This is a genomic window from Lactiplantibacillus modestisalitolerans, assembly GCF_005405425.1.
Lineage (GTDB): Bacteria > Bacillota > Bacilli > Lactobacillales > Lactobacillaceae > Lactiplantibacillus > Lactiplantibacillus modestisalitolerans.
On sequence record NZ_BJEA01000004.1, the window covers coordinates 40812 to 65483 of the forward strand.

24 protein-coding genes and 2 tRNA genes are annotated in these 24672 nt (G+C 48.2%); 21 read left to right on the top strand and 5 right to left on the bottom strand.

Features of this window, described 5'->3' with window-relative positions; genetic code table 11:
* Positions 1 to 6: 6 nt before the first annotated feature.
* Complete coding sequence (locus tag FFM79_RS02915) at positions 7 to 939, bottom strand: DMT family transporter (RefSeq protein WP_137641973.1); 933 nt, start codon at positions 937 to 939, stop codon at positions 7 to 9.
* Positions 940 to 1113: 174 nt separating this feature from the next.
* Here FFM79_RS02915 and FFM79_RS02920 point away from each other — a divergent pair, with 174 nt between their 5' ends.
* The 8 genes from FFM79_RS02920 to FFM79_RS02955 all read left to right on the top strand — a co-directional run bounded on the left by FFM79_RS02920 (position 1114) and on the right by FFM79_RS02955 (position 9595).
* Positions 1114 to 1383 carry an ACT domain-containing protein gene (locus tag FFM79_RS02920; RefSeq protein ID WP_137641974.1) on the top strand — a complete coding sequence of 90 codons (270 nt, stop codon included), beginning with the start codon at positions 1114 to 1116 and terminating at the stop codon, positions 1381 to 1383.
* 10 nt (positions 1384 to 1393) lie between these two features.
* Entirely contained in the window at positions 1394 to 2737 is a 1344-nt protein-coding gene (locus FFM79_RS02925) for a PFL family protein (RefSeq protein WP_137641975.1), read from the top strand.
* Between the two features lie 260 nt (positions 2738 to 2997).
* The gene (locus tag FFM79_RS02930) at positions 2998 to 3726 is read left to right on the top strand and encodes a winged helix-turn-helix domain-containing protein (RefSeq protein WP_137641976.1); all 729 of its coding nucleotides are present in this window, start codon (positions 2998 to 3000) and stop codon (positions 3724 to 3726) included.
* Positions 3723 to 5237 carry an ATP-binding protein gene (locus FFM79_RS02935; protein ID WP_137641977.1) on the top strand — a complete coding sequence of 505 codons (1515 nt, stop codon included), beginning with the start codon at positions 3723 to 3725 and terminating at the stop codon, positions 5235 to 5237. Before FFM79_RS02930 ends, FFM79_RS02935 begins: the two co-directional genes overlap by 4 nt.
* A gap of 222 nt (positions 5238 to 5459) precedes the next feature.
* Complete coding sequence (locus tag FFM79_RS02940; protein WP_137641978.1) at positions 5460 to 6641, top strand: class I SAM-dependent methyltransferase; 1182 nt, start codon at positions 5460 to 5462, stop codon at positions 6639 to 6641.
* Positions 6642 to 6876: 235 nt separating this feature from the next.
* Positions 6877 to 7734 (top strand): GRP family sugar transporter, encoded by an 858-nt coding sequence (locus FFM79_RS02945; protein WP_137641979.1) that lies wholly within the window; start codon positions 6877 to 6879, stop codon positions 7732 to 7734.
* 223 nt (positions 7735 to 7957) lie between these two features.
* On the top strand, positions 7958 to 9310 hold the full coding sequence (locus tag FFM79_RS02950) for a glucose-6-phosphate isomerase (RefSeq protein WP_137641980.1): 1353 nt from the start codon (positions 7958 to 7960) through the stop codon (positions 9308 to 9310).
* Between the two features lie 93 nt (positions 9311 to 9403).
* Positions 9404 to 9595 (top strand): hypothetical protein, encoded by a 192-nt coding sequence (locus tag FFM79_RS02955; protein WP_137641981.1) that lies wholly within the window; start codon positions 9404 to 9406, stop codon positions 9593 to 9595.
* Between the two features lie 95 nt (positions 9596 to 9690).
* Here the strand turns inward: FFM79_RS02955 and FFM79_RS02960 are convergent.
* Positions 9691 to 9763, bottom strand: a tRNA-Gln gene (locus FFM79_RS02960).
* Positions 9764 to 9904: 141 nt separating this feature from the next.
* Here FFM79_RS02960 and FFM79_RS02965 point away from each other — a divergent pair.
* The 8 genes from FFM79_RS02965 (at position 9905) to FFM79_RS03000 (ending at position 17186) form a co-directional block, all read left to right on the top strand.
* A complete protein-coding gene (locus FFM79_RS02965) occupies positions 9905 to 10117 on the top strand; it encodes a hypothetical protein (protein WP_137641982.1) in 213 nt (70 codons plus the stop codon).
* Positions 10118 to 10186: 69 nt separating this feature from the next.
* Positions 10187 to 10259: transfer RNA gene (locus FFM79_RS02970), tRNA-Glu, on the top strand.
* Positions 10260 to 10751: 492 nt separating this feature from the next.
* Positions 10752 to 10979 carry a hypothetical protein gene (locus FFM79_RS02975; protein WP_170177361.1) on the top strand — a complete coding sequence of 76 codons (228 nt, stop codon included), beginning with the start codon at positions 10752 to 10754 and terminating at the stop codon, positions 10977 to 10979.
* Positions 10980 to 11003: 24 nt separating this feature from the next.
* The gene (locus FFM79_RS02980; RefSeq protein ID WP_137641984.1) at positions 11004 to 11276 is read left to right on the top strand and encodes a hypothetical protein; all 273 of its coding nucleotides are present in this window, start codon (positions 11004 to 11006) and stop codon (positions 11274 to 11276) included.
* Positions 11277 to 11875: 599 nt separating this feature from the next.
* Entirely contained in the window at positions 11876 to 12277 is a 402-nt protein-coding gene (locus FFM79_RS02985; protein ID WP_225424361.1) for a YxeA family protein, read from the top strand.
* 303 nt (positions 12278 to 12580) lie between these two features.
* Positions 12581 to 14311 carry an ABC transporter ATP-binding protein gene (locus tag FFM79_RS02990; RefSeq protein ID WP_137641986.1) on the top strand — a complete coding sequence of 577 codons (1731 nt, stop codon included), beginning with the start codon at positions 12581 to 12583 and terminating at the stop codon, positions 14309 to 14311.
* Positions 14311 to 16200 (top strand): ABC transporter ATP-binding protein, encoded by a 1890-nt coding sequence (locus tag FFM79_RS02995; RefSeq protein ID WP_137641987.1) that lies wholly within the window; start codon positions 14311 to 14313, stop codon positions 16198 to 16200. Before FFM79_RS02990 ends, FFM79_RS02995 begins: the two co-directional genes overlap by 1 nt.
* Before the next feature lie 14 nt (positions 16201 to 16214).
* Positions 16215 to 17186 (top strand): hypothetical protein, encoded by a 972-nt coding sequence (locus FFM79_RS03000; protein ID WP_137641988.1) that lies wholly within the window; start codon positions 16215 to 16217, stop codon positions 17184 to 17186.
* A gap of 58 nt (positions 17187 to 17244) precedes the next feature.
* On the opposite strand, the gene FFM79_RS03005 is transcribed toward FFM79_RS03000, so the two are convergent.
* On the bottom strand, positions 17245 to 17607 hold the full coding sequence (locus FFM79_RS03005; protein WP_170177362.1) for a hypothetical protein: 363 nt from the start codon (positions 17605 to 17607) through the stop codon (positions 17245 to 17247).
* Between the two features lie 138 nt (positions 17608 to 17745).
* Between FFM79_RS03005 and FFM79_RS03010 the strand changes: the two genes are divergently transcribed.
* From FFM79_RS03010 to manA, 4 genes are all read left to right on the top strand, one after another.
* Positions 17746 to 18774, top strand: a complete 1029-nt coding sequence (locus tag FFM79_RS03010; protein WP_137641990.1) for a branched-chain amino acid aminotransferase — start codon at positions 17746 to 17748, stop codon at positions 18772 to 18774.
* A 109-nt stretch (positions 18775 to 18883) separates the two neighbouring features.
* Entirely contained in the window at positions 18884 to 19072 is a 189-nt protein-coding gene (locus tag FFM79_RS03015; RefSeq protein WP_137641991.1) for a hypothetical protein, read from the top strand.
* An 81-nt stretch (positions 19073 to 19153) separates the two neighbouring features.
* On the top strand, positions 19154 to 20170 hold the full coding sequence (locus FFM79_RS03020) for a serine hydrolase domain-containing protein (RefSeq protein ID WP_137641992.1): 1017 nt from the start codon (positions 19154 to 19156) through the stop codon (positions 20168 to 20170).
* Between the two features lie 247 nt (positions 20171 to 20417).
* Complete coding sequence (gene manA, locus FFM79_RS03025; protein ID WP_137641993.1) at positions 20418 to 21383, top strand: mannose-6-phosphate isomerase, class I; 966 nt, start codon at positions 20418 to 20420, stop codon at positions 21381 to 21383.
* A gap of 364 nt (positions 21384 to 21747) precedes the next feature.
* Here manA and FFM79_RS03030 read toward each other — a convergent pair whose 3' ends face one another.
* Both FFM79_RS03030 and FFM79_RS03035 read right to left on the bottom strand, forming a co-directional pair.
* Positions 21748 to 22470: a type 1 glutamine amidotransferase gene (locus FFM79_RS03030; RefSeq protein ID WP_137641994.1), complete on the bottom strand. Its 723-nt coding sequence runs from the start codon at positions 22468 to 22470 to the stop codon at positions 21748 to 21750.
* Position 22471: 1 nt separating this feature from the next.
* Complete coding sequence (locus FFM79_RS03035; RefSeq protein ID WP_137641995.1) at positions 22472 to 23818, bottom strand: Mur ligase family protein; 1347 nt, start codon at positions 23816 to 23818, stop codon at positions 22472 to 22474.
* 259 nt (positions 23819 to 24077) lie between these two features.
* On the opposite strand from FFM79_RS03035, the gene FFM79_RS03040 reads away from it, so the two are divergent.
* Positions 24078 to 24665, top strand: a complete 588-nt coding sequence (locus tag FFM79_RS03040) for a thymidine kinase (RefSeq protein WP_137641996.1) — start codon at positions 24078 to 24080, stop codon at positions 24663 to 24665.
* Positions 24666 to 24672 lie beyond the last annotated feature (7 nt).

Sequence of the window (24672 nt, forward strand, 5' to 3'; positions counted from 1 at the left end):
TAAAGCTTAAGACGCTTGCCGCCACCGCCGCCAGCGGCGCATGACTTTGTCCATGTTGATGGATAGGGCCATGACTGCCAGGATAATGAGGCTCCCGCCGATGAAGTCAAAGCGGGTGAGCTGGGTACTTAGGAAGGCGACCGAGAAGACGGTGGCCGCCAGTGGTTCAAACGCGTCGAGTAAACTAGCAGTGGTTGGTAAAATGTCGCTTAAACTGCGGGCGAACATCAGGAACGGCGCGACGGTTCCCAGTAAAATAATGACAACGAGTAGCCCGAAGTCAAAGCCGGTTAGGGTAACGGATTGGCGCCAGGCCGGTTGCACGAGCATTAGGAAGAGTCCGGCGACCAGTAAGCCCCAACCGGTTACCGTCAGGGCGCCGTACTTGGGCAAAAGCGGCCGGGGTAACAGGGTGTTAGTGGCGACCCCCACGGCGGATAGTCCGCCCCAGAAGAGCACTGCCGGTGAAATCGCTAATTGGTTTAAATGCCCGTGGGTCACAATTAGTAAAGTACCAATAAACGCAAGCCCCATGCCGAGCAATTCGATGCGGCTGGGCCGGACGTGCTTAAATAATAAGTAATAAAAACTAATAATGAATGGTCCTAAAAACTGAATAATGGTGGCGATGGGGGCGTTACCAACGCGGACCGCTTCAAAGTAACAGAACTGGACCGGAATCATCCCAATGAGCCCGTAGCTGACGACTTGCCACGCGCTTTGCCGGTGATGCCAAATTTGTAGTGGGCGTTTATGCGCTAATTGGGCCCAAATAATTAAAATACTGCCCGCGACTAGCATCCGAATTTGAGTCAACCAAATTGCGGAGAGGCCCCGGTTGTGGATGAAGAGGGTGCTCGCACAAACCCCCGAAATTCCCCATAAAATACACGCCGTACTCGCGAGCAAAATACCGCGTAAGTGGTGTTGTTGCGTCAACTGAACTCACTCCTTCTCAATTAATTGCGGCTTACATTATAACAAACAATCGCGGGACTGCCTGCGCGAATTCGGCACTTCTGATTGAATTATAATTTGGGACCGGTTGCAAGTGCGCTTTCACAGTCCGCGTGCTATGATTATTGAAAACGCTATTAAATGGAGGGATTGAACATGAAAGCAATCATTACCGTTGTCGGTCAGGACCAGGTGGGCATCGTTGCGCAAGTTGCGACGAAGCTAGCTGAACTACAGATTAATATTATTGATATTTCGCAAACCTTAATGGATCGGAGCTTCACGATGATGTTATCCGGTGAGTGGGATGATCAAAAGCTAAGTTTCGCTGACGCGCAAACGGCGCTCGAAACGCTGGGGCGGACGGCTGGCTTAACGATTCGAATTCAACGTCAAGCTGTTTTTGACGCTATTCAAAAATTGTAGGGGGTGCCGTATGGAGACGCGTTCAATTTTAGAAACGATTCAGATGGTGGCGGAAGAAAACTTAGATATCCGGACCATTACCATGGGAATTTCACTGTTTGATTGCATTGATAGCGATGGGGAGCGTTCGCGGCAAAAGATTTACGATAAGATTACGACTAGTGCCCGTGACCTAGTTAAAGTCGCGGATCAGATTCAAACGGAGTATGGGATTCCGATTATTAATAAGCGAATTGCGGTGACCCCCATTGCGCTAGTTGCCGCAGCTAGTGGCGATCACGATTACGTGGCCTACGCAAAAACAATGGACCAAGCGGCCGCGACACTTGGCGTTGACCTGATTGGGGGCTTTTCGGCCCTCGTGCAGAAAGGCTTTCAAATTGGCGACCGGCGGTTAATTGCCTCGTTACCGCAAGCGTTAGCAGAAACGAAGCGCGTCTGCAGTTCGATTAACGTGGGTTCGACGCGGGCCGGCATTAATTTGGATGCGGTCGCGGAGATGGGCCAGGTCATTAAAGACGTTGCGGCCATTGATCCGGTCAATTGCATGAGCCTCGTTGTCTTCGCAAACGCGGTTGAGGACAACCCGTTTATGGCGGGGGCGTTTCACGGTGTTGGCGAAGCCGATCGGGTCATTAACGTTGGGATTAGTGGTCCCGGCGTTGTTAAGCGGGCTTTGGAACAAGTTCGTGGCGCGAAAATTGACGTGGTGTCTGAACAAATCAAAAAAACGGCCTTTAAAGTGACCCGGATGGGGCAGTTTGTTGGGACGATTGCCGCTCAGCGGTTAAACGTGCCGTTTGGGATTGTTGACCTATCCCTGGCCCCAACCCCGAATGAGGGCGATTCAGTGGCCGAAATTTTAGAAGAGATTGGGCTAGAAAGCGTTGGTGCCCCGGGGACCACGGCGGCCCTCGCACTACTTAACGATGCGGTTAAAAAGGGTGGCGTGATGGCGTGTGAACACGTCGGCGGTTTATCGGGGGCCTTCATTCCGGTTTCGGAAGACGCTGAAATGATTCGAGCCGTGAGTGCCGGCCGTTTAAGCTTAGAAAAGTTGGAAGCGATGACCGCGGTTTGCTCTGTTGGCTTGGATATGATCGCCATTCCGGGCGACACCAGTGCGGCTAGCATCAGTGGGATGATTGCGGATGAAGCGGCCATCGGTATGATCAATAATAAGACGACCGCCGTCCGGGTAATTCCGGCGCCGGGTAAAACGGTTGGTGACGAAGTGACCTTTGGCGGCCTCTTTGGTCGGGCACCGGTGATGCCAGTCAATACGAGTCAACCGCAAGCCTTCATTCAGCGGGGCGGTCACATTCCAGCGCCAATTCATTCATTCAAGAATTAATAATTGTTCAATTGCTTCTATTATATAGGTGGGGATGGTTGCGACCCGAACCAATTCAGTTCAGTTTTAGAAGCGGTCGGTAACTTGTGAAAAAATTAACCACACACTTCTTTCACAAAGCCCGCACGGTTTATTAGCAATTGACTGTTATACTAACACTGAATCTTGATACAAAATGGGGTATCATAATAATATTGGGTGCTAAAATGAAGGCCTCAAATTGATTGGGGTTCGTGAAATAGCTTGGAGGAATTGCCACGATGAAATTATTAATGATTGAAGATAATAAATCCGTTTCGGAAATGATGGCGATGTTCTTTAAAAAAGAACGTTGGGATGCCCATTTCGCTTATGATGGGAACGAAGCAGTCAAAATGTTTAACGAGGACGTTGACGGTTGGGACATGGTGACCCTCGATTTAAACCTTCCCGGGCGTGACGGTATGCAAGTTAGTGCAGATATTCGCAAAGCCTCGCCAACCGTACCAATTATCATGTTAACGGCGCGCGACTCGGAAAGCGACCAAGTCTTAGGCCTGGAAATGGGAGCGGACGACTACGTCACGAAGCCGTTTTCGCCAATTACCCTAATTGCGCGGATCAAGGCGTTACACCGGCGGGCCGATCTCGGTAAGCAGGTCGCAGCGGAAACCCCGACGAACGCGGTTAGTGATTTTGACGTTCAAACGGACCACTTTAAACTGAATACGAAAACCCGCGAGGCCTATTTAGGTGGCAAAGAAATTAAGGATTTGACACCTAAAGAGTTTGACCTGTTAAAAACGTTGGCTCAGAAACCACGCCAGGTTTTTTCACGTGAGCAACTACTCCAACTCGTTTGGGATTACGAATACTACGGTGACGAACGCACGGTTGACGCCCACATTAAAAAATTACGGCAAAAAATTGAGAAGGCCGGCCCGCAAATTATTCAGACCGTTTGGGGCGTTGGTTATAAATTTGATGATGGTGGAGTGGATGAGCAATGAAGCTGATCTATCAACAAATGTTAGCGTTCTTTGCCGTCATTATTACGGTGATCGTTGTTTTAGGTTTTTCCTTTATTCGGACGACCAAGACCATGATCTATCAAAATTCGTGGCAACAGCTCCAACAGTACGCCGCGAGTATTGAAAAAGAAGCGATTCGGTATAATACCCAGACTAATCAGGTCGTCGGGTTTAACCAGCAATTTTTAAATGATGGCACCGTTATTTTGCGAGATCAGCACATTCACTTTTCCGTTTATGACGCTAATAAGCAGGTCGTTTATCCGACCGCTGAAACGGCTGGCATGACGGGTGGATCCTTTTATGAACCGCGGATTTCCAGCCGCGATTGGAAAAAGTTAAAACAAAACAAGATTATTACCCAGTCCCCCCACGTGACGTTCCGGTCGCGCCGGCATGATCGGCCGGTTAACACGCCGGCGTTACGGACGATTGACGTACTGGTGCCACTCTTTTATAAGAATGGGAGTACCCGGCAGTTTGTCGGTGCGATTTCAATTGGCTCGTTTGAGCAGACCATTCAGGCCAACGAGCAGCAGATTGAAAACAATTTGTTTATTGCACTGCTCGTCTCGGGGGTGGCGGCCTTAATTCTCAGCTACATCATCGCCCGTTACTCAGTTCGCCGGATTAATCGACTCCGAAACGCAACCCATTCAGTTGCTAACGGGGACTTTGATATTCAGGTGGCGAGTCATCACAAGGACGAAATTGATGACTTAGCGGATGACTTTAACGGCATGGTTAGTTCATTGAAAAAATCGGATAATGAGATTAAGCGCCAAGAAAAGCGCCGCCGCGAATTTATGGCGGACGCGGCCCACGAAATGCGGACACCGTTGACGACCATCAACGGAATTTTGGAAGGCTTAGCTTACGATGCGATTCCAGAAGAGGATAAGGGCCACTCGATCGAATTGATGCAGAACGAAACTAAGCGGTTGATTCGGCTGGTGAACGAGAACTTGGATTACGAGAAAATTCGAACCGGTCAAATTGCGTTAAACAAGACCCAGTTTGACGGTAAGGAAGTTCTTGAAAACCTGGTTGAACAGTTGACCAAGAAAGCGGCAGCTTCGGACGACCAGTTTAAGCTCCAAGTGCCCGCGGCCTTGCCGGTTTGGGCGGACTACGACCGCTTTGTCCAGGTCCTCTTTAATATCATGCAAAACGCGATTCAGTTTTCACAGGAAAACGTGATCGAAGTGCGCGCTAAGCGGACGGAACATGCCGCGGTGATTGCGGTTCAAGATCACGGTATTGGGATGACCCCCGACCAAGTTAAGAATATTTGGGAGCGGTACTACAAGGCGGACCCGTCCCGGAAAAATACAAAGTACGGTGAATCGGGCCTCGGATTGGCGATCTCACACCAATTGGTCCAGCAACACGGGGGCTCGATTGCGGTTGAAAGTGTCGTTGATCACGGAACGACCTTTACCATAACGTTCCCGGATGAGGGCCACGACCAACCGATTAATGAAGACTAAACTGATTAAGAGACTGTGACATGAGTCACAGTCTCTTGTGCGTTGCCGCGTATTAATAGCCGAAACGTGCGCCAAAAGTCAGCTGGCTCTGATCACCAGCTAACCGACTTTTGGCACACTCTCTTTTAGATAGCGCCGCTAGGTTAAGTGTGGTACGCTTAACACGGCAATTTGCTGGGCCTCACCAGGCCCAATTCGATAGAAATGAACAGGAGTTAACTTATGCAAAAAGTACAAATTACAGGAAATTCACAACGGAAGGTCAAGGACGGGTACCCGTTACTCGTAGCGGATGATTTAAAGGATCCCGCCATGAAATTGACGGACGGGTCGTTCGTCGCGTTGATGGCAAGTTCCCAATTTATGGGCTATGCCTTGGTCGCTAAGCACCGCCGGCAACTTGGCTGGGTACTTAGTCGTGACGAAGCGGAAACCCCGACTCAGGATTATTTCCGCAAGTTATTTAAGCAGGCACTCGTCCGCCGGGTTCGCGAATTTGATCCCCAGTTACCGCAACGGGTTTTTAACGCGGATGGTGACGGTTTAGGTGGCTTAACGATTGACCGTTATCAGGACTACTACGTCTTTACGTGGTACGCGCAGGGTGTTTACCAACAACGTGAGATGCTGTACGCGGCATTTGAAGCGGCCAGTGACCACCAATTTAAGGGGATTTACGCGAAACTGCGGTTTAACGTCGAAGAAGCCAATTTGAAGAGCCAACTCGTGACGGGAACGGCCGCCCCGGAGCCCTTGCTCGTGACGGAAGGGGCGGTCACGTACCCCCTGCACTTGGCCGACGATTTAACGACCGGGTTATTATTAGATATGCGGCCAATTCGGCAGTGGTTAGCCGGTGCTGAATTGCCGGGTAAGACCGTGTTAAACCTATTTAGTCAGGAAAACGGGATTACCGCGGCCGCAGCCGTGGCGGGAGCCGCGAAGACCATTTCGATTGAAACTAACCAAAAGGGTGCCAGTGCGACGGCTGACCAGTTAGCCGTAAATAACGTTGACCCAGATAAGCATGAAATTCGGGTTATCGAGGTACCGAACTACTTGGATTACGCGCAAAAGCACCGCTTAAGTTACGACGTGGTAGCCGTAACGGCGCCAACCTTTGCCCGCGTTAAGAAGCAAAAGTTCCAAGTTGCCACTGATTTAACCGACCTATTAACCGCAACCTTGCCAGTAGTACGGCGCCAGGGTCACTTGATCGTCGCGACGAGTGCAGCCAACTTCTCAATGAAGAAGTTTAAAGCGGCGGTTAGTGCGGCCTTTGTGGGCAGTGATCGGCATTATCGCTTGGAAGAAACGTACCGCTTACCAGCCGACTTCGTTACGCGCAAAGCGTACCTGGCAAGTAACTACCTGAAAGTGCTCGTTTTGAGCCTGGATGACTAGTTAGTTGAGTATAAATTCCCACCGTAAATAAAAAAATTTTAAGCGTCATTTCAGGGACCGTTTTCATTAATTGAAAACGGTCCCTATCAGTAAGAAAACGAATTCATGAAAATATAAATATAATTATATTTAGCGCGGAATCAGTGATTACGACTGGTAAAACGGTTACTTAACTGTTAGAATTATTTTTTGTCGTTAGGCATGAGAGAAAAAATAGAAATGAGGATTATTAGTAATGGGAATTCTAATTGCACTGATTCCTGCAATCGCGTGGGGTAGTATCGGCCTGATTAGTGGCCGGATGGGTGGCTCCGCCCGGCAACAAACCCTCGGGATGACCATGGGGGCACTTGTCTTTGGTTTGGCCCTTTGGCTGGTTCAACAACCGACGCTAACCAGCAAAATTTGGCTGATTGGGATCGTTTCCGGGTTATTCTGGAGTATTGGACAGGGACAACAGTTTACGTCAATGAAGGCCGTTGGAATTTCACGGACGACCCCAATTTCAACGGGGATGCAACTAGTCGCAAACGCCCTTGCCGGCGTTTTGCTCTTTAACGAGTGGCACGGTAATATGTACTGGATTGGCTCGTTTTCCGTCATTATTTTGATTGCCGGGGCGGTATTGACCTCCCTGACTGACCGAACTGATCCGAACCGTAGTACGTCTGAAAATTGGGGCGTTGGGATTCGGGCCCTGATTATTTCAACGATTGGCTATGCGGGTTACACGATTGTCGTGCATTACGGGAACGTTAATGCTCAGGCCGTGGTCATGCCACAAGCCGTTGGGATGTTACTTGGGGCGTTGATTTGGTCTTTCAAGGACAAGCCTTGGAAAGAAACGGCGACTTACCGCAACATCGTGACCGGACTGGTTTGGGGTGTCGGGAACTTGTTCATGTTCATGGCAATGGCTCAAATCGGTCAGGCCGTCGCTTACTCCTTATCACAAATGGGAATTGTTATCTCTACTTTCGGGAGTATCTTCTTGCTGGGCGAACGCAAGACCAAGCGTGAAATGGTGTACGTCGTCATCGGTTCAATCTTAGTGATTGTCGGTGGGATTGCCCTCTCACTAATGAAGGCCTAGTAAAAAATTTACTTTTAATTTGATAATAATTTTATTAATTAGAATAAAGCTTGATTTGACGCGCTTCGTTGCATGACGAAGGCGTCTTATTTTGTCTGTGAAACCGGTTGCTTTTTCCGAAATCGGTGGAAAATTGCGAAAAAGATGGGTAATCGCTTTTTATTCTGCGAGCGGCTATTGTATAATGTGGATTGTAATTAAGTAAAGAAAGAGGTAATAGTAAATGGCACACATTTCATTTGACAGCTCCAATTTAACTAAGTTCGTCCATGACAACGAACTTGGCGAAATGCAAGCGATGGTCACAGCTGCTGACAAGGAGCTGCGTGAAGGAACCGGCGCCGGGAACGATTTCCGTGGCTGGTTAGATTTACCAGTTGACTACGATAAGGAAGAATTTGCCCGGATTAAGGCCGCTGCAAAGAAGATTCAAAACGATTCTGACGTCCTCGTTGTAATCGGTATCGGTGGTTCATACCTCGGTGCGCGCGCTGCCGTTGAATTTTTACATGAAACTTTCTGGTCATCACTTTCTCGTGAAGATCGTCAATTCCCACAAGTTGTTTTTGCTGGGAACTCAATTTCATCTTCATACGTCAACGATTTGATTCACTTGATCGGCGACCGCGACTTCTCCGTTAACATCATTTCGAAGTCCGGGACTACGACGGAACCTTCAATCGCCTTCCGGGTATTCAAGGAACGCTTGATTGCGAAGTATGGTGAAGAAGGCGCAAAGGAACGGATCTACGCGACAACTGACCGCAAGCGCGGTGCGTTGAAGCAAGAAGCTGACGCTGAAGGTTACGAAACGTTCGTTATTCCTGATGACGTTGGTGGCCGTTTCACGGTCTTAACGCCAGTTGGTTTATTACCAATTGCCGTTTCTGGTGGCGACATTGATGCCATGATGAAGGGTGCTGCTGATGGTCGCGCTGAATACTCAGATGCTGACTTGACGAAGAACGAAGCTTACCAATACGCTGCATTGCGGAACATCTTATACCGCAAGGGTTACACCACTGAAATCTTGGAAAACTACGAACCAAATATGGCAATGTTCTCCGAATGGTGGAAGCAATTAATGGGTGAATCAGAAGGTAAGGACCAAAAAGGTATTTACCCATCATCCGCTAACTTCACGACCGACTTACACTCCTTGGGCCAATACATCCAAGAAGGTCGCCGGAACTTAATGGAAACGGTTATCAAGGTGCAAAACGCAACTAGTGACGTTGACATTCCTAAGGAAGCTGAAAACTTAGACGGCTTGAAGTACCTTGAAGGTAAGACGATGGCCCAAGTTAACACTAAGGCCTTTGAAGGGGTTATTATGGCCCACGTTGATGGCGGTGTGCCAAACATGGTCGTTAACATTCCTTCCCAAGATGCTTACACGCTTGGCTACATGATCTACTTCTTTGAAGCAGCCGTTGCCATTTCTGGTTACTTGAACGGAATCAACCCATTCAACCAACCAGGGGTTGAAGCATACAAGAACAACATGTTTGCTTTACTTGGTAAGCCAGGTTACGAAGAATTAACTAAGAAATTAACTGCCCGCTTAAGCGACTAGTCGTTTAAAACTGGCAATTAAATGGGCGCCACTAATGCCACTATCGGTGTTAGTGGTGCTTTCTTTGATTAAAAATAGATTGAGGAGGCCCGTATGCGCACACTAAACATGGTAGAAAGCATTCTCATCCTGTTTGGCTTGATTTTATTTGGGGTTGGGAGTCAGGTCGCCAGCCTGAAAACAAACGTCCCTTGGCTACAATATGCCGGTTTAGGCTTGGTATTTGTAGTGGGGCTGAGCGATGCAATTTACCGCCTGGCGACCCACAAGTCGTTTTTTAAATAAGTGGCAGCCGGAATTCTACCAGTCGGTAATTCCGGCTTTTTTTTAGATAAAAAAACCACCAACTTTAAAAGTTGGTGGCGACTTCGTTAAACTGATTGGGTATACTGGGCTCGAACCAGTAAATTACGGATTCAGAGTCCGCTGCCTTACCAATTTGGCGAATACCCAATAACGTTGCGAAACAACTATTTAATATTAACTTTTCGGAACTTAACTGTCAAGGTTTGAAGCCAATTTTTTCAAAAAAGACGCATTGACGCTTGCGTTTAAAGCGGGTTTTGGGCACACTAAAAGGGTGGGGTGATCAAAATGACAACGAAGGAATTAACGCGTTGGTTTAACCGCCTGCGCCAGCAATTAGTGGTGTGGGCGGTGACCGCCATCGCTTTTGCGGTAATGCGCCATTTTTTATGGCCGGCGCTGTTGACCTTTGTTTTTTGGTGTTGCGTGGTCTATTGTGGGCTCTTATTTATTGCGCTGGTAGGCGTTACGGTTCTGCGGTTGCGGCACGCAAAATTGTAAGCATCTAAAATTGATTGTAAATTTGATTTGACAAGTCCCGAATGTTTCGGTAAGATTGTAAATGAATTTTGCCCGCTGGTCAAATTGGTTAAGACGTCGCCCTCTCAAGGCGGAGTTACGGGTTCGATCCCCGTGCGGGTGATTAAGTAGGCGTTACGGTAAAATAATTAAGCACTGAAGAGCTGGTTTGACGGCGATTCGGTGTTTTTTTATTACGTGCAAACCGTGATTTGAAGGCCGGGCTTTGGTAACGAAGGGGCTGCTGGTTAAGCGCGGCGAACAAACATTCTGGTTTACAGCGTGAAAGTTTACTCTTATGATAGAAAGTGGATGCTTGTGACCACAACGGTCAGTTGGAGCCGTTCGAAATTAGCGTTACGGATGCTTGCGTGGGATTGAAACCTTGCCTGAAGGGCAGTTTTAGTCCTTTTCGTTTGCCGTTGATGCGTGCGTTGGTAAAGAACGTCGCTTTATCATCAAGGACGCTTTTAATTGTGAATCGGGGAAAAAGCTGAGCAAAACAGTTTACCGGTTCGGGGTGGGGCGTATAATAAAGGTGGAATGAAAACTGATCGTTGGGTGTCGCGGCATGATTGGATTGTTTATTAGTCAGTTACAAAGGAGATAATTTTTGTTGGTCTATAAAGATGTTTTTGGAATTGATCACGATGACTGTCACGTTGTTCAGACCCGGCACGAATTTAACCGGATTTTTATTATCGAAAATGAAGTCGGCTCCCGGTTTACTTGCATTAAGCCGAACGCACCGTTAGAAAAAAAGATGTCTGGCCATTGGAAGTACGCTAAGGCGAGTGACGCACCTAAGAATTACGCAGTTCCTTATAAAGCTCAGAAGCACTAAGCAATCAAGGAAAAGAGGATTTTAATGCGGCAATATCGACCGTTAACCAAACCCGATGGACGGGTTGCACGTTCCCAAGCGGACCACGTTAATCCATATTACGGACAACGGGGAGCCGATTGGATTAAAAATACGAATGCGTCGTTGTTCAATGCGCAACACGAACCAACCCAAACGAAGACGCGGTTCGAACAACGGGTCAGTCGCGCCACCCGCAACGTTTTGTTGGGGAGTTTAGCGACCGTTGGCATGTTAATTGGCGGTTTTATCGTTTACGCGTTAGCCATTAATTGGTGAGGTCCTTTCAGTATAATTAGGCTTATTTTAAACAACCCGGCTAATATCTAAGAGATATTGGCGGGTTGTTTTGTGTTTATGGGGAAGCACTAACCGTAAGAACCCTATGATGATGGTGTTATTTAACTAAAAGGTCAGTTGGATTTTTAACAAATTTGCTGTAACTGCTAGATAAGCAGGTAAGGTTGTAGTTAGCTTAGTAAGTGCCTTACACAACCTGTTTCATTAATTGAATCTTGGTATTAAGATAAATTTAGCCAGTAGGGGGTGTAACCATGGCTCAACTGCGAAATTATTCTTAGTCGGCAGTGTTGTTCTTCCGGCTTAGAATAAGGCTCGAATTTGAGATTGCTCAGCGGTTTTCTGAGTGAGCTCAAATCGATACCCGCAGTGTTTTTGCCAATCGGTTACACCCGCTGCTGGCAGCAATTTCATCACCAATTGGTGCAGAGCCACCTTAATTATTAAGAAGCTTTTAGAAGCTTTAGAAATTTCCTAAAGTCGTTAAGAAACCCTTAGACCCACTAGTCCCCGGATTGGCTAGCCGTTAAAATATTATTTGTATTAAAATAATAATTAAATTAATGGAGGAACAATTGATGAAAAAAGGACTTTTGGGGTTAGCCCTTGTGATTGTGTTGATCGTTGGCGGCTTGTTAGCATCGGGGACGGTGACTAAGAATCGCGGGGACGAATTTTCGATGGCGTTAGATAACGTTAACCCGCTCGTGCCGGTCACGACCGTTTACGGTAAGACCAACCAGGCGGTCAGCTACCATCAGGGGCAAATGGGTGAAGACGTCTACGAGTACCGCATCAATACGGTCGATGCCAAGGGGAACCGCCGGTGGTTGACTTTTGATGCCGATCACCGGTTAAAACTAAACCACTATCTGAAGATTGAAACGAAGGGACAAAATGTCAATTCGTGGGCGGCGGTACCGGTGACGCAACTGCCGAGCCAAGTTAACCAAGTAATTGCACTAGCGCCGACTAACTAATCATTAAGTTCGTTACACCGGAAAATCAACCGACCAACCGCACACCTTCGGGCTTGCGGTTGGTCGGTTTTTTGCGCCATTTTGGCGACGAAGGGGTTGGGGGCGCCTTTATTTGAAATTAAAGCGCAACCATTGTTTACTGAATATTAGAGACTTTATTAAATTTTAAAGCTTTTGGGGTGTCAAAGTTCGGTGAGTGAGTTACAATAGTTCTCGTTGGACTTGTAAAGATAATTGACAAGAATCGTTAATTCATGCAAGAATGAACTAGCAATAATTATTTTAATGAAGGGGAGCGTGTAGATGCTTAAAATAGCCAAGGGTCGGATTTCTTATCCGGCGGTAATTGGGGCAATTATTTTTATGATTATCCAAGTTATCGCGAATTTGAATCTACCTAGTTTGACGTCCAATATTGTGAACAACGGGGTCGCCAAAGGAGATATTAGCTACATTTGGAAAATCGGGTTTGAAATGATTGGCTTCTCGTTGCTGTCAGTTGTCGCGGCCTTTGGGAACGTCTTTTTGGCTTCCCGGTCATCACAACAGCTCGGGAAAAATTTACGGACGGACATTTATCATAAGGTCATTAACTTTTCGAACGATGAGTTTGATAAGGTTGAAACGTCTTCACTGATTACCCGGACGACCAACGACGTGGTGCAAATTCAAAACGTTGCCATGATGGCGTTACGAATGATGATCATGGCACCAATCATGTTAGTGGGTGCGTCATTTTTAGCCTATACCAAGAGTCACGAGTTAACATGGATCTTCTTGGTGGCGATTCCAATTTTATTAGTTTTTATTGGCATAATTATGGGGTTTGCGATTCCGCTGTTCCGGGCCATGCAAACCAAAACCGACCGGATTAATCTGGTCTTTCGTGAGGGGCTGACCGGGGTGCGGGTCATCCGGGCCTTTCGCCAGGACCAGTTTGAACAGGACCGCTTTGAGGATGCCAATAAGGATTACACCCAAAATGCGATTAAGGTTAATACGATCGTGGCGTTAGCTTTTCCAGTAATGACCCTGATTATGAGTGGTACTAACGTGGCAATTGTTTGGTTTGGGGGCCAATTGATTAGCAGCCAAACCATGCAAGTTGGGAACATGATTGCGTTTATGACTTACGCGATGCAAGTGTTAATGAGTTTCATGATGCTGGCGATGGTTTTTGCCTTCATCCCACGGGCGGCCGCTTCGGCTTCCCGGATTCAAGAAGTGTTGGCAATTAAGACCAAAATTCATAATCCAGCTAAGCCGACTAGTTTACCAGCCGAAAGTACCCATAGTTTGGCGTTTGATAACGTCAACTATCGCTATCAAAACGCGGAACAGCTGGCGCTGGAAAAAATTGACTTTCAAGCGCATTCGGGCCAAACGGTCGCGATTATTGGTGGGACCGGCTCTGGGAAATCAACCTTAGTTAACTTGATTCCACGCTTTTACGACATTGAAAGTGGTCACGTTAAGATTGACGGCCACGACGTTCGGGACTTGGATCTGGCCGATTTACACCGGGCGGTTTCGTTTGTGCCGCAAACCGCGACCCTGTTTACCGGGACGATTCGCGATAATATGCAGTTCGGGAATAAGGACGCAACCGATGAAGAAATCTGGCACGCCCTGGCAATCGCCCGTTCAACCGACTTCGTTAAAGAAGAGGGCGGCTTAGACGCGCACGTTGAACAAGGCGGGGGAAACTTCTCCGGTGGTCAACGGCAACGTTTAGCAATTGCCCGGGCGCTGGTGAAGCACGCCGCGGTCTACGTCTTTGACGATTCCTTCTCAGCGTTGGACTTTAAGACCGACGCCCAGTTACGGGCCGAATTACGGCAAGACGCGCAAATTCAAAAGGGCGTCGTGGTGATCGTCGCGCAACGAATTGCCACGGTTGCCGATGCCGACTTGATCTTAGTATTAGATAATGGTCAGTTAGTTGGTAAGGGCACCCACGCTGAATTAAAAGCAAATAATGAAGTTTATCAAGAAATTATGAAGTCACAATTACGAGAGGAGGACCAGCTGTAATGAGTGCGAAAAAAGCAAGTCAAACGGAAGCACCCCGTCCAAGTGGACCCCGGCATGGTCCTGGTAGCCGTGGCCTCGTGGAAAAACCGAAGAGCTTCTGGAAAACGACTTTCCGCTTAATGCGGTACATGTCTGATCGGTGGGTCGGACTAGTGGTTGTCATGGCCTTTGCGATTGCGTCGGTTATTTTCCAAATTCGGACTCCTAAGATTTTAGGGAAAGCCACTACTGAAATCTATAAGGGGATTATGAAGGGAAACGCCCAGCAGAGTGCCGGGATTGCCCAGAACGGGTTTCCAATTAACTTCGAAAAGATTGGTCAGATCGTTTTAATCGTTATTTTGATGTACTTGGCATCGGCCGTCTTTAACTTTATCCAACAGTACATCATGACCCGGATTTCTCAGGGGACCGTTTATAAATTGCGGCGTTCCTTTAAGGGAAAGATGCGGAACGTCCCGATTTCGTACTACGATACCCACAGTAACGGGGATATCATGAGTCGGGCGGTCAACGATATGGATAACATCGCCAACACGTTGCAACAAAACCTGACCCAGGCGGTTACCAGCACGGTAACCTTTATTGGGACCCTTTGGATGATGATCTCCATCAGTTGGAAGTTAACTTTAATTGCCCTAGTCACGATTCCCCTCAGCGTTGTCGTTGTTGGGGTGATTGCGCCTAAGTCGCAAAAATTCTTCGGAATTCAACAAAAGAGTTTGGGGTTACTAAACGACCAAGTTGAAGAAAATTACGCCGGCCACGTCGTCATTAAGAGTTTCAATAAGGAACAAGACGCGATCGATGACTTTGAGGAACAAAACGAAAACTACTATCAATCGGCTTGGAAGGCCCAGTTTATTTCTGGGATTATCATGCCACTGATGATGTTCTTAAATAACATCGGCTACGTTTTCGTTGCGATTATTGGTGGGATCGACGTTGCCAACGGGAAAGTGACTTTGGGGAACATCCAGGCCTTTCTGCAATATACGCAACAGTTCTCCCAACCAATCTCACAGATGGCGAACCTGTTGAACACGATTCAATCGACGATTGCGTCTGCGGAACGGGTCTTTGACGTCCTTGACGAAGAAGAAATGAAGCAAACGAAGTCGGACTTGCCCGCGGAAACCGATTCGGACAATTTGATCAGTTTACAACACGTTCAGTTTGGTTATACCGACGAAGCGCTTTTGATGAAGGACTATAATCTGGACGTTAAGCGCGGGCAGCAAGTGGCTATTGTTGGGCCAACCGGGGCCGGCAAGACGACCATTATCAACTTGCTGGAACGCTTCTACGACATTAAGGGTGGCTCGATTCGCTTAAACGGTGTCGATACGCGGGATTTGAAGCGTGAAGACTTACGATCGCACTTTGCGATGGTGCTGCAGGATACGTGGCTGTTTACCGGGACGATTTACGATAACTTGAAGTACGGGCGCGAAGACGCGACCGAAGAAGAAATCTACGCGGCGGCGAAGGCGGCCCACGTTGATAGCTTTGTACGTAAATTACCGGATGGCTACCAGACGATCCTAAATGAAGAAGCGTCCAATATTTCTCAGGGCCAACGGCAATTATTAACGATTGCGCGGGCCTTTGTCGCCGATCCAGAAATCTTGATCTTAGATGAAGCGACGAGTTCGGTGGATACTCGAACCGAAGTTCACATCCAGCACGCGATGGAACGGCTCTTAAAGAACCGGACGAGTTTCGTCGTGGCGCACCGCCTATCAACGATTCAGGGCGCCGATAATATCATTGTGATGAATCACGGCTCAGTCGTTGAAACTGGGACTCACAGCCAGTTAATGGCGCAAAATGGCTTCTATGCCGATTTGTATAACAGTCAATTTTCAGGAAACATTAGTCAAGACTAAAGGAGGGGTGTTAATTGTTCCGTAAAACCGTAGGAATCGTCGTTTCAGCGGGCGCGTTAGCGTTAGTACTTGCCGGCTGTGGTCAAACGACGCTCTCCACAACTAAAACCACGTACAAGCGCAACGGACTGGTCGCGGCCGTTAAGGGTCGCAGTAACCAGCAAACCGTCCGTTACCAAATCGATGGGGCCAAAACAAAAACGGCGAAGGTCAATCATCACACCTTCGTGATTCAAGTGCCAACTAAAACGAAGCGTCAGGCCGTTCAAATTAAGGCCGGTAACCAGACTAAGACGGTCCACGTAAAGGGTGCGAAGCGCCTGTTGGGCTATCAGAAGTTGGCGACGGCTTATAATCAGGCCTTGATTGCGTCGAAGTTGAGTAAGCGGGACCAGGCGGCTGCGCAGAAGCTGCAGACGCAGGGCGCAGCGCTGAAAAAGCAGCAGGCCCAAATTCAGGCGAAGGTTAAAACGGCCCAAGCGCAAGTACAGGCCGGGGGCGCTGAGGCGGCAACTGGCGCCGCGACGCTACAGGCTCAGCAAGCGGCTGCGGCCAAGCTTAAAACGCAAGCGGCCAGTTTACAGGCCACGCAAAAGCAGGTGGCGACTGCCATGGCAACGGCTAAAAAGCAGGTCAAGTCCCAGTTGTTACCAAGTAAGACGCCGAGTAATGGGGTTCAAAACGTTTTAACGACCAAGGATTACCGAATTCGGCTAAACGTTCAAAAGGGTGATGTTATGGGAGCCGCAATGATCGTGCCCACTAAGGCCTTTAAGAATAAACAACGCCAGCAGAACTTTGGGACTGCGTTTGCCCTGTTAGCTTCAACGAGTGGTGCGAACGCTAAAAAAGTCATGAAACAATTCTCCAAGGAAACGAAGGATAATAGTGGTAGTACCACGACCTTTGATCCAATCATCTCGAACGGGGTGCGCTTTACGATCGGGGTGTCGGCTGCGGACCTCTACTTGTTTATGACTAAATAGGTGACGATAAAAAACGACTCAGGAATTTTTTCCTGGGTCGTTTTTGAGTGCAGTGGTGCTATTCAAATGACAGTTCTAAGAAATAGGCCCGCTGTTGCGGGAGGTGTGCGGTTGTGACCCAGACTTCGTGATAATTGGGCACCTTTTTTTCGGTATAGTCAAAGAAAAAGTCGAGTAACTGACCGTTCTTAGCGACAAAGTCGTCTTGAAAGCGGTTAACGAGCAACTTGTTGTCTGGAAAATAGATTTCGGGGTTGGCGACCTTGACCGAATCCGGAATCACCATTCGAACCACGTTCGTATACTCGGGCGTGGTGAAGGCGATTTCAGCGGGGTGGTGCGCAATGTAGAACATGACGTTATAAATCGAATCAGAATTACTTGCCACGAAAAACCAGTCCTTTATTGAATTTAATCTCATTATACCAAAAAAAGGCGGGGGTGCTTTGAAATCTTCTTCCGAGTTTTTCTTGACAAACTTCTCATAAACCATTAATCTTTTAATTAAATTCAAATTAATTAAATCTGGATAATCTACACATAAAGGAAGTCGGATCACATGGCAAATGTACAATTAGACTGGGATAACTTGGGATTTGAGTACCGCAACCTACCATATCGCTACCGGGCGTATTGGAAAGACGGCGATTGGTATAAAAAGGAACTTACAGGTGATGCAACTTTACATATTAGTGAAGGGTCGCCGGCCCTGCACTACGGCCAACAAGATTTTGAAGGCCTTAAAGCCTACCGGACCAAGGACGGTAGCATTCAATTATTCCGTCCAGACCGTAACGCGGCCCGGATGCAAACGAGCTGTGAACGACTTTTAATGCCGCAAGTCCCAACCGATATGTTTGTGGACGCGGTTAAGCAAGTTGTTCGGGCGAACCAGGACTACGTGCCACCGTATGGGACCGGCGCAACCTTATACTTACGGCCCCTAATGATTGGGGTTGGCGGTAACATCGGTGTTCATCCGGCCCAGGAATATATCTTTACGATCTTCGCAATGCCGGTTGGAAGCTACTTTAAGGGTGGCATGACGCCAACCAACTTTACGACTTCTAATTACGACCGGGCCGCCCACAAAGGGACCGGCGCGTATAAGGTTGGTGGGAACTACGCGGCCAGCCTCTTCCCTGGTCAAGAAGCGCATCAACACGGCTTTTCTGATTGTGTTTACTTGGATCCAGTTGAACACAAGAAGATTGAAGAAGTTGGTTCAGCGAACTTCTTCGGGATTACCGCGGATAATACCTTCGTCACGCCGAAGTCGCCATCAATCTTACCATCCGTGACGAAGTACTCCTTGCTCTACTTAGCCGAACATAAATTTGGCATGAAGACGGAACAGGGCGACGTTTACGTCGATGATTTGGACCGCTTCACCGAAGCTGGTGCTTGTGGGACGGCTGCCGTTATTTCACCAATTGGTGGTTTGGAACACAACGGTAAGTTACACGTCTTTTATAGTGAAACGGAAGTGGGCCCGGTCACTAAGAAGCTGTATGACGAATTGACGGGTATCCAGTTCGGTGACCGTGAAGCGCCTGAGGGCTGGATTCAAAAGGTCGATTTAGACTAATTCGATGACGCCGAATAACTTTTAATTAAATTTGGAAATCAACCGAGGTTTGCGGTTGGTTTCTTTTTTTGTGAATCGGTATAATAAAATTAATAGGGAGGGGAACGCAATGCGGTTTTTATATCAGTACGGTCGGGTGATTGAGTGGCTGAGTGCCGCGATAATTGTGGCAACGATGCTACTCTTTAATTTTGGCTTGGTGACTCAGCGCGGGGCGGCGGTCGTGAGTGTGAGTGTCATTATCATTTATTGGCTGGCGGTCGTTCCCCGGATCATTCATGAAAAAAAGTCGCCGTAACCGCAACCAAGCGGCGTATAATTGACAACGAATGGCGAGCGGCCATTCGAAAATTTAGTGGGATGTTGAGGCGGATGAAGCATGCAATTTGAACGAACACGCGCGCAAATTCAACAAATGGTAACTAATCAAGTGATTCCAGGCGCGAGCTACGCCTTACTAACCGGTGCGCAGGTTTTTGAAGAACGGGTGGGCGTGGCCCAGGTTCAGCCGACCCGCCTCCCGTTGTGGGCGCACGCTCGCTACGACCTGGCCTCACTAACGAAGGTCATCGGGACCACGACGGTGGCGCTGCAGTTACTGGCACAGGGCAAGTTGGCCATCGACCGGCCGGTTCATGATTATCTGCCGGACTTTGAAAACCGGCGGGTGACGTTGCGCCATTTAATGACCCATACGAGTGGCATTAGTGGCTACATTCCTAATCGTAACCAGTTGGCTGCCCCGCAGTTATTGCGGGCGGTTCAAGCGCTCCCAATTAGTGATCAAAACCTGGGGCACCGGGTCGTTTATACCGACCTCGGCTTAATTTTGACCGGGCTAATTATTGAACAAATTGAACACGCACCAATTCAAACGGTGATCACCCAGCGGGTGTTACGGCCGCTGGCGTTACCGGATGCAACTTTTCATCCGCAAGCGGAGTTAGCGGTCCCAACCGTTTGTCAAGCTGATGGTCAGCCCCTACGTGGTACGGTTCACGATCCGAAGGGCCGAATTTTGGGTGCCCACTGTGGTTCGGCCGGGTTGTTTGCCAGTGTGGCCGATTTAGTACGCTTTAGCCGCTTACTGTTAGGGCAACTAGACGTGCCGACCGTTTTAACGCAGACTCAAATCAAGCAGTTATACCAAGATTGGACCCCGAACGGCCGCTTAAGTCGTAGTTTTGGTTGGAACCTTTGGTATCGGCAGCCGGACCAGCCGGTGATTTTTCATACCGGCTACACCGGGACCCTAATCATGCTGGACCGCCAAACGCAAAGCGGATTGGTCTTCTTATCTAACCGAATTCATCCGGTGGTCGACGACGCGCGCTTTTTACCGGAACGGCGCCGGCTGATTGCAGCTTGGCTGGCGGACACGCTTCCTCAAAATTAATTTCAAATAAATGTATAAGCAAATTAATTAAAAAGACTAGACACCATTTCACAACCGCTTTCATTTGTGCTAAACTTTAATTACGATTAGTGGCTGGCAGTCCGCGAGGAGGCTAAGGTGAGTCCGCGAGCGTTAGTTTGGTTAATTGATTAGCGTTGTAAATGTCAGCCGCGTTTTGATGAATAAGTAAGAAAGGGAAAGTTAGCCGACTTTTGACGACTCATCCGACTAACGGGGTAGATAACTTATGAGTGAACCGTATTTCTTAAAACCAGTGTTCCACGAAAAAATTTGGGGTGGTCAGCGCTTAAAAACCGACTTTGGCTACGACATTCCTAGTGATCATACGGGTGAATGTTGGGCAATTTCAGCCCATCCCCACGGCCCAGCCATGGTTGAAAACGGCCCCTACGCTGGCCTAACGCTGGATCAAGTTTGGGATCAACACCGCGACGTTTTCGGTAACGCAAAGGGGGACGTCTTCCCACTATTGACCAAGATTTTAGACGCAAGCGAAGATTTATCGGTTCAAGTTCATCCCGATGATGCTTACGCGGCGGAACACGAACACGAATTAGGTAAAACCGAGTGCTGGTACGTGATTGCAGCCGAACCCGGGGCAACCATGATTTACGGCCACCATGCCCAAACTAAGCAGCAATTAGCTGATTGGATTCATAATGGCGAATGGGACCGCTTATTCCGCCGGGTGCCAGTTAAGGCCGGTGACTTCCTCTACGTACCATCGGGAACGATTCACGCCGTTGGTAAGGGCATCATGGTCTTAGAAACTCAGCAAAGCTCTGACACGACTTATCGCTTGTATGACTGGGACCGGGTTGATAAAACCACGGGCAAAAAGCGCGAGTTGCACTTGCAACAATCAATTGACACGACGAACGTGCCGCATCACGATCCGGACTTGAACATCACGACGACGCAGGTTGGCGATGCGACCGTGACCAAGTACGTTCAGTCACCATTCTTTGCTGTTTGGCAGTGGCGCTTACAAGGCGGTCAAGCGACCTTTGAACGGCAGCAGGCACCGTACACCCTCGTTTCCGTACTAGCGGGCGAGGGGAGTATTAGTGTTGATGGTCAGGATTACCCGCTGACTAAGGGTGTTCACTTTATCTTACCTTACGACGTTAAGCAGTGGACCTTGAAGGGTGACTTACAAATTATTGCTTCCGAACCAGGGGCTAAGGCTTAATTAGTTAACCCCCTGCGATGATAAAAAAGATTGATAAGCGTGCGCACGCGGACCAATCTTTTTTTAGACAATAACTGATGCTATCAGGAAGTTGAAACCACTTTCAAAAAGTACATAAATAAAATTTATAATGACAAGGGGTTAACTAATCTGCGGGCCGCAGGAAAAACAGTTCCCATCAGGTTAGTAGTCTGGATTAATCAAAGTGGTACCAACCAATCTTGATTTTACGGCTTTTTGCTATGTTCCGAAGCGCTCGTAGAAGAAAATCAAGACCGCCATAATCGCATGAAGCCTGACTTGCGATTATGGCGGTCCTTTAAAATATAAATTATATTAATAGTACTAGGCTAAGCGGTCCCAGTTACGGTTTAATGACGACGTTTTTAGTTAAGTCCTCAGTCAACTGGTCGAGGGGGGACCAATCGCCGTCTGGATACTTGCGTTGGAGCGCAATTTTTAAGATCCGCTTTGCGAGGGCTTCGTTGCGGGCTAAAATGGGGCCGTGGAAGTAGGAACCAAAGGTGTTTTTATAAATCACGCCTTCACTACCGTCCTTCCCGTTATTCCCGTGCCCCTGTTCAACTTCCCCGAGGGGGCGTTCACCCGCACCGAGGAAGGTCATGCCGTTGTGATTTTCAAAGCCGTAGTAGGTCTGACCGGTCTCAGCGTTTTTAATGGTGATGTTGCCGATGAAGCGGTTGTTGTCCTGACTAAGCGTGTAGTGGTCTAAAGCTCCGATACCGGCGATTTTTTCACCGTTGGCCCCGATGTAGTAGTGGCCTAACATTTGAAAACCACCACAGATGGCCAGAAACGGACCGCCGGCTTGGATGTACGCGGTTAGGGGTGCCTTTTTCGTTTGGAGGTCCTTAGAAACGATCGTTTGCTCGTAATCCTGACCACCGCCGAAGAGGACGAAGTCGTACTTATCCGGGTCAAACGCATCGTCTAAGCTAATCAAATCGATATCAATGGTGGCGTCGACCGCTTTTGCATAGTAGCGCATGGCGAGCAGGTTCCCGATGTCACCATAAGTGTTCATTAAGTCGCCGTATAAGTGGGCGGCACGTAGTTGATAAGCCATGTTAAGCCATCCCTCCTTTAATAATTCCCTGGCTGGCAAGCTGTTTTCTGAGTTGCAGCATGGCCGTATAGGTCGCGACGACGTAGACTTGCTTGGTTGGTAACTTTTGAATGGCCGCCGTCATCTTGGTCAGGTCGGGAACAATCGTTAAGTTTTCGGGTGCGACTCCGGCAACTTTAAGCCGGAAGGTGATGTCGCGGTAACGTTCGCCACCGCTAATAAAGGCTGGAATATTCATCGCGGGCAGTTTTTCAAAGGCCCCGTCCCAAATCCAACTCGTATCGATTCCGTCAGCGTAATTGGCGTTGAGTAGCGCGGCGAACGAAAACGGCTGCGAATCGGTACTCATCATTTTAATGACCTGATTTAAGCCGACCGGATTTTTCACCAGCACGAGCGTTACGTCCTTGTCACCGACGTGGAAAATTTCCTGACGACCAAAAACTTGTTCGTCGTTTTCACTGAGGGTTTGCGCAATTTGTTTGGACGGGACGTCCATAAAGCGCCCAACCGCAAACGCCGCTAACGCGTTGTAGATGTTGTATTCACCGCCGATGTTGAGGTGCATCGCCTGCCCGTTAATTTCAAAATCAGAACTCGTCGGCGTCATGTTCGTTAAGGCGTTCAATTTCCAAGTCAGTTGCGGCCGTTCGAAACCGCAGTGCGGGCAGTAATACTTACCCATGTTGCTGTACGTGCGGCTATGGTACCGTAAAATGTGTTGACAGTTGGGACACAGTAAGCCGTCGGTGTTCGCCGGGGCCTGTTGATCATGGTCCGCTTGATAATCGAAACCGTAGTAAAGCATCGGGTTAGGTAACTTTTTAGAGTGGAAGAGTGGGAGGTCCCCGTTAGCGATAATGGTTGCTTCGGGGGCCAACGCGACGCCGTCCAAGATTTTTTGATAAGTGGTATAAATTTCACCGTAGCGGTCCAACTGATCACGGAAAATGTTAGTGAAAACGAAGGCCTTAGGTGTAATGTACTTGGTGACCATCACCACGTTGGCCTCGTCGACTTCTAAGACGGCCAACGGTTTTTGGTGCGCTTTCGGCGCGGTTAAAAAGGTGGTCACGATGCCTTGTTTCATGTTGGAACCGCTCGGATTGGTTAAAATATCAGGGTACCGTTGCCGCAGCACCTTTACGGTCAGGGCGGTCGTGAGCGTTTTACCGTTCGTGCCGGTAATAATGATCACGTCGTAATTTTTAGCCAGGTGCTTTAAAATCGTTGGGTCGAGTTTTAAAGCCAGTTTACCTGGTAAGGAGCTCCCGCCACCCCGAAAGGTGTGCAGGAACCAGTATGCAGATTTGCCGGTCCAAGTGGCCAGCAGACTATTGATTGACATAACTATCAGTACCCCTAAATAATTGATTTACGAATGGCCGGCAGCAACGGTCAACCGTTCGTAGTGTCGAGCTGAAGCCCGGACAAGTTGTCCTACTCTCAAGTATTTTATACTGAACTTTCGTAAAAGAAAAGCGATACTACCGCGATCAGCGGCGATATTAACAATTCGTTAATTAGTTTTCACTACTGATTGCTGAAATTCGGAGCCAAATCCGCTATAATTGACTAGAAATGTGTGAAAAAGGGGAATGAGTCGCTTGGCGCAATTATTTTTTCGATACGGTGCAATGAACAGTGGGAAAACAATTGAGATTTTAAAGGTTGCCCATAATTATGAGGAACAGAGCAAGTCGGTGATCATCATGACCAGCGGGTTAGATAATCGTGACGGGGTTGGCTACGTTGCGAGCCGGATTGGGTTAAAGCGACCGGCGATTCCGGTTTTTGATGAGACCAACGTTTTAGAAGTTGTCAAGCAGACGAACCCCGACGCGGCGTGTGTCTTGATTGATGAAGCGCAGTTCTTGAAGAAGCACCACATCATTGAATTAGCGCACATTGTTGACGAGTTGCACATCCCGGTCATGACCTTCGGGTTAAAGAATGACTTTCGCAATGAACTGTTTGAAGGTAGTAAGTACTTACTATTATATGCGGATAAAATTGAAGAAATGAAGACGATTTGCTGGTTCTGCCGGAAAAAGGCCATTATGAACTTGCGCTTTCACGACGGGCAACCCGTTTATGAAGGCGAGCAGGTTCAAATTGGGGGCAATGAAGCCTACTATCCAGTTTGTCGGCGACACTACTTCTTCCCGCCGGAAATCAACAAAGTGAGGAATTAATAAAACT